General features: G+C 66.5%; 3 protein-coding genes. All 3 read left to right on the forward strand.

Annotated features, from left to right (window positions below; all coding sequences use genetic code 11):
* The first annotated feature begins 524 nt into the window (after positions 1–524).
* Positions 525–1445: a polyphosphate kinase 2 gene (gene ppk2 / locus QZ588_RS17450; RefSeq protein ID WP_295544326.1), complete on the forward strand. Its 921-nt coding sequence runs from the start codon at positions 525–527 to the stop codon at positions 1443–1445.
* Positions 1446–1635: 190 nt separating this feature from the next.
* Entirely contained in the window at positions 1636–5601 is a 3966-nt protein-coding gene (locus QZ588_RS17455) for a DUF3683 domain-containing protein (protein ID WP_295544328.1), read from the forward strand.
* A 374-nt stretch (positions 5602–5975) separates the two neighbouring features.
* Positions 5976–6469, forward strand: a 494-nt coding sequence (locus QZ588_RS17460; protein WP_295544330.1) for a haloacid dehalogenase-like hydrolase, incomplete at its 3' end; no start/stop codon positions are given.

The raw sequence follows: 6469 nt of genomic DNA on the forward strand, positions 1-6469 counted from the left end.
AGGAGCCGGATGCGTTAACGCGCACGTCCGGATCTGTGGGAGCCGCGGGTGAGCAATCACCCGCGGCCACCCGGCCGAACGCGCCCGGCGGCGGCGTATGGCAAGGGCTTGGATGGCGCGTGGAGCACGGCGCGCGGGCGGCGCACCATCGAACAGGATGCATGCGAGCCGGGCTGTCCGCAAGCTTGATGCAGCGCATACCGCCCCGAGGGCGGGCGACGCTTTCGCACGTCGCTGGCGCGATCAGCATCCCCGGAGGTGGGCCGCGGCGGCGCACACCGACGCGCATGGCGTGCGCCACCGGTGGCGGCTGGCATCGGCGCAAACAGCCTACCGGGCCGCTGGGAGCGTTGTTACGGCGTTGCCGGAGTGCGACCGAATCGTCATTTCTGCACCGCATGCGAGTGTTAACATTGGCGGTTTGGTAGACAGCGCTGAACGACCGCGGCTGGGCCCGGCTCGGACAAGCGCTGGGATTGGGCCGACCAACCCCTGATCGATTCAAACCGCTGAGGTGACGCCGCATGAGCCACGCAGACGAGCATCCCGATATCAAGGAATGGCTGGAAGCCGAGCTCGACGACACGCTGGACGAAGAGTACGAGCTCGAGATCTCCGAGCCGGCACTGTCCATGGAGCTGCGCCGGATCTACAAGCGCAAACGCCCCCCGAGCATCGATCGCAAGAGCTATTTCCGCGCCCTGCTCACCCTGCAGGCGGAGCTGATCAAGCTCCAGGACTGGGTGGAGCAAACCGGCGAGAAGGTATTGGTGATCTTCGAGGGACGGGATTCCGCCGGCAAGGGCGGGGTCATCAAGCGCATCACCCAGCGACTCAACCCGCGTGTTTGTCGCGTGGTGGCGCTCAACAAGCCCTCCGAGAAGGAGCGCACCCAATGGTACTTCCAACGCTATGTGCCGCACCTGCCCTCGGGCGGGGAAATCGTGCTGTTCGACCGCTCCTGGTACAACCGCGCCGGTGTCGAGCGGGTGATGGGCTTCGCCTCGGCCGAAGCGGTGGAGCAGTTCTTCCAGGACGTGCCGGAGTTCGAGCGCATGCTGGTGCGCTCGGGTATCCGGCTCATCAAGTACTGGTTCTCCATCACCGATGAAGAGCAGCAGTTGCGCTTTTTGATGCGCATCCACGACCCGCTCAAGCAATGGAAGCTGAGCCCCATGGACCTGCAGTCGCGCGTGCGCTGGGAGGACTACACCAAGGCCAAGGAGGACGTGTTCGCACGCACCAACATCCCGGAGGCCCCCTGGTACATCGTCGAAGGCAACGACAAGAAGCGCGCCCGCCTCAATTGCATCCACCACCTGCTGGATCAGATCCCCTATCACGACATCCCGAGCGAGCCCATCGCGCTGCCCGATCGCGTCTTCAACCCGGACTACGACCGCGCGACCCTGCCGGACGAGCTCCACGTACCGAACCGTTACTAGTCCGGCGCAACGCTGCGGCCCAACGGCGCCTGCGCCACCGCGGCCCCGCCGCCCCGCCCGGCAACTGCCCGGCGGTGGGGACGCGTGCGAGTAACCCGCACCATCGCGCGGTCATGGACCCGGCACCGTGCCCCGGTGCTCTGGCTGGCTACGTTAGAATTGACGCAACGCAGCAACGCCAGAGTTTCCTATGTCAGCCCCGATCCAGCTCTCCACCGCAGCGGCCAACCGCGCCGACACCTTGCCACAGCCCGGCGCCGAATCGCCCCACACCGACGCCGACGCATCCCCCCGCAGCCATCGCCTGCGCGAAATCCCTTACAACTACACCTCCTTCTCCGACCGGGAGATCGTCATCCGTTTCCTGGGGGAGGCCAACTGGCGGCTCATCGAGGAGCTGCGCGGCAGCCGCCGCACCGGGCGCTCGGCGCGTATGCTGTTCGAGGTGCTGGGCGACATGTGGGTGGTCACGCGCAACCCCTATCTGCAGGACGACCTGCTGGAAGACCGCAAGCGCCGCGCCATGCTGGTGGAGGCCCTGGAGTACCGGCTGGATCAGTTCGAGCAGCGCCTGAACGACAATCGCAAGGCCGCCGACCTGCTGGCGGCGGCGCGGGCGTCGGTGCGGCGCTTCGCGGCCCATTTCGAGGCGGACAAGGATCTGCGTCGGCGCATTACCCAGCGCCTCGCCGGCATCACGCGCGCGGACAACATCAACTTCGGCGGTCTCGCCCGGGTGTCCCACGCCACGGATGCCACCGACTGGCGGGTGGAGATGCCCTTCGTCGTCATCACACCGGACACCGAAGCAGAAGTCGCCCCCATCGTCGCCGCCTGCATCGACTGCGGGCTGCCCATCATCCCCCGCGGCGGCGGTACCGGCTACACCGGCTCTGCGGTGCCGCTGGATGCGCGCAGCGCCGTCATCAACACCGAGAAGCTCGAGGCCCTCTCCGGCGTCGAGCGCATGCACCTGCCGGCGAGCGACGGCCGGGCGGCCCCGCAGCAGGTGCCCACGGTGCGCGCCGGCGCCGGCGTGGTCACCAAGCGGGTCTCGGAGCTGGCGGACGCCAACGGTCTCGCCTTCGCCGTGGACCCGACCTCACAGGACGCCTCCTGCATCGGCGGCAACGTCGCCATGAATGCCGGCGGCAAGAAGGCCGTGCTCTGGGGCACGGCGCTGGACAACCTGGTCTCCTGGCGCATGGTCACGCCGGATGCCGACTGGCTCGAGGTGGAGCGCCTGGACCATAACCTGGGCAAGATCCACGACGCACAGACCGTGCGCTTTCGCATCTCCCGCTACGCCGCGGACGGCGAGACACCCAAGGGCAAGCCGGAGCTTCTGGAGATGCCGGGTCAGGCCTTTCGCAAGCTCGGCCTGGGCAAAGACGTCACGGACAAGTTCCTCTCCGGCCTGCCCGGCGTGCAGAAGGAGGGCTGCGACGGGCTCATCACCTCCGCCCGCTTCGTGCTGCACCGCATGCCGAGCCAGGTGCGCACCGTGTGCCTGGAATTCTTCGGCACCGATCTCGACCGGGCCGTGCCCGCCATCGTCGAGGTCAAGGACTTCGTCGACGGCCATCCGGACGTGCAGATCGCGGGCCTGGAGCACCTGGACGAGCGCTATGTCCGGGCGGTGAATTACTCCACCAAAGCCAACCGCCGCGAGCTGCCGAAGATGGTGCTCATCGCCGATCTGGTCGCCGACGACGCGGAGGCCGTCTCTGCGGTCGCCGAGGAAGTGGTGCGACTCGCCAATGCCCGCGACGGCGAGGGCTTCATCGCCGTCAGCCCCGAGGCCCGCAAGCGCTTCTGGCTGGACCGCGCCCGCACCGCAGCCATCAGCCGGCACACCAATGCCTTCAAGATCAACGAGGACGTCGTCATTCCGCTGGACAAGCTCGCGGCCTACAGCCGCGGCATCGAGCGCATCAACATCGAGCAGTCCATCAAGAACAAAGACGCCATCATGGCGGCGGTGCTGGACTACCTGGCGGGCCCGCTGGAGGAGGCCCGCCCCGCCGGCACCTACGACTCCGAAGCCTCCGACGAGGCCCGACAGATCCTCACTGCCAAGCGTGCGGCGGCGGTGGCGGTGGTCGAGCAGGCGCGCAATCGCTGGCAGCGTGTGCTGGCGCTGCTGGATGCCCCCGCCCGTGAGCACACAGACCTGCTGCGCGAGCCCGAACGGCAGCTGGCGCACGGCGCAGAGACATTTCTGGACCTGATGCTGCGCCGCGACCTGCGCCAAACCTACCGCAAAGAAGTCGCCAAGCGCCTGGATGAGATCTTCGCCGGGCAAGACCTCGCCCCCGTGCGCGCCAAGCTTGCGGAAATCCACCAACAAGTGCGCGATGCGCGCCTGTTCGTGGCGCTGCACATGCACGCCGGCGACGGCAATGTGCACACCAATATCCCGGTGCACTCGGACAACTACGCGATGCTGAAGGAGGCCGACCGCATCGTCGAGCAGGTGATGGCGCTGGCCACCGCGCTCGGCGGCGTCATCTCCGGCGAGCACGGCATCGGGCTTACCAAGATCGGCTACCTGGAGCCCGAGAAGCTAAACGCCTTTGCGCGTTACAAGCAGCGCATCGATCCCGGCAACCGCTTCAACCCGGGTAAGCTCGCCAAGGACTCGGGGCTGGACGGGGCCTACACACCGTCGCTGCGGCTGGTGCAGCAGGAGGCCATCCTGCTGGAGGAGACCGAGCTCGGCGCACTCAACGATGACGTGAAGAACTGCCTGCGCTGCGGCAAGTGCAAGCCCAAGTGCATGACCCATGTGCCGCGCGCCAATCTGGACTATTCGCCGCGCAACAAGATCCTCGGCACCGGGCTCATCATCGAGGCCTTCCTGTACGAGGAGCAGACCCGGCGCGGGCTCTCGGAGCGCCACTTCGAAGAGATGAACGACGTGGCGGACCACTGCACCATCTGCCACAAGTGCCTCAACCCCTGCCCGGTGGACATCGACTACGGTGATGTCACCATGCGCATGCGCCGCATCCTGGTGGATCGGGGCAAGAAGCGCACCAGCCCCGGCGCCGCCGCGGCCATGGCCTTTCTCAATACCCAGAATCCGCGGGCCATCAATGTCATGCGCACGGGCCTGGCGCAATGGGGCTTTCAGGGAATGAATCTCGCCAACAGCATCGCCAAGGGCCTCAAGCTCACCACCGGCCCCAACCAGCGGCCCGCCAGCAGCACCGGCGACCCCAACCCGGTGGCTCAGGCCGTGAATCTGGTCAGCCGCTCCATCCGTGTGGAGGTCCCCAAGCGCACCTTCCGCCACGAACTGGGGCTGGAGGACCGCTCGCGGGTGCCCATCCTGCGCGATCCCAAGGTGGCGGAAGACGCCGAGGCGGTCTTCTACTTCCCGGGCTGCGGCTCCGAGCGGCTGTTCTCCGACATCGGCCTGGCGACGCTGGCCATGCTGTTCGACGAGGGCGTGCAGACGGTCTTACCGCCGGGTTATCTCTGCTGCGGCTATCCCCAGCGCGCCGCGGGGCTCGAGGACAGCGGCAAGCAGATCACCATGGACAACCGGGTGCTGTTCCACCGCGTGGCCAACACGCTGAATTATCTCGACATCCGTACCGTCATCGTCTCCTGCGGCACCTGCATGGATCAGCTCCTGAAGTACGAGTTCGAGCGGATCTTTCCGGGCTGCCGGCTGCTGGACATCCATGAGTTCCTGCTGGAGAAGGGCCGCAGCCTGGAGGCCGTCACCGGGGTGAAGTACATGTATCACGACCCCTGCCACACGCCCATGAAGACCTATGAGCCCACATCCGTCGCGAGCAAGCTCATGGGCCAGCAGGTACAGCTCTCGGAGCGCTGCTGCGGCGAGGCCGGCACCCTGGGCACCGCCCGCCCGGACATCGCCAACCAGGTGCGCTTCAGGAAGTCCGAGGAGATCACCAAAGGCGTGCGCGATCTCACCGGCCGGGACAAGGCCGAGCCCGGTCAGGTGAAAATGCTCACCGCCTGCCCGGCCTGCCACCAGGGCCTCGCCAAGTACGCCGACGAAACCGGCGTGACCACCGACTACATCGTCGTCGAGATGGCCCGCCACCTGCTCGGCGACGGCTGGCAGCAGCAGTTCATGGCGCGGGTGAAGGCGGGGGGCGTCGAGAAGGTCTTGCTCTAAAAAGAACCGATTGGTTGGGCGTCGCGCCCAACAATTGGACGAAGCCAGGGAGCGCCGACTATTACGGCGTTTCCCTGGAATCCACGCGGCCTGCGCCGGATGGTGTCGGTACACGCCTTGCGGTGACGCAATGCCGCGAGCCTGCTGAGTCTCGTAGGAGATTAACAGCCACTACGCGTGGACTTGATGCGCCGAAACTGATAGTGTCCACGTTGCTTGATCAACGGGTCTGGGATCCAGGGCAACAAGCTGCGAACCCGTTCCAACGCAGATCAGAGGCGTGCATGGATGATAAAAACACCCCCAAAACACCAAAGTGTAATTTCATACACGATACTCCCCCCAATCGGTCTCTAAACTCCCCCGATAAGCCCGTGCTCGCCGTCGATCTCGACGGCACCCTGATCCGCACGGACAGCCTGCAGGAATCACTGCTCGAGTTCCTGCGCGCCCGCCCACAGGGCCTGATTGCCCTGCCCGCTGCGCTCTGGCGTGGCCGGGCGGCGTTCAAGCAGGCCGTCTCGGACCGCATCGACGTCGGCGACCTTCAGTTGCCGATCGATTCCCGGGTGGTGGCCTTCGTCCAGCGCGAAAAGGCTGCCGGTCGGTCCATCTACCTGGTCACCGCCGCCAATCGCGCCATCGCCAAGGCGATCGCCGAAGGGGTCGGGCTGTTCGATGCGGTCATCGCCAGCGACGCCACCCACAACCTCAAGGGGCAGCACAAGGCAGACGCGCTGGTTGCGCGCTTCGGCGCACGGGGGTTCGACTATATCGGCGACAGCCGCGCTGATCTGCCGGTCTGGCAGCAGGCCCGCAAGGCCTATGTCGTGGGCGATCAGCGCCTGCTGCAGGCCGCGTGTCAGGT

This window comes from uncultured Thiohalocapsa sp. (assembly GCF_913062725.1).
In the GTDB taxonomy this organism is placed as follows: domain Bacteria; phylum Pseudomonadota; class Gammaproteobacteria; order Chromatiales; family Chromatiaceae; genus Thiohalocapsa.

What these genes read in the sequence shown, in the direction of transcription:
- ppk2 (WP_295544326.1), top strand. Translation starts at nt 525, where the DNA reads ATGAGCCACGCAGACGAGCATCCCGATATCAAGGAATGGCTGGAAGCC.
- QZ588_RS17455 (WP_295544328.1), top strand. Translation starts at nt 1,636, where the DNA reads ATGTCAGCCCCGATCCAGCTCTCCACCGCAGCGGCCAACCGCGCCGAC.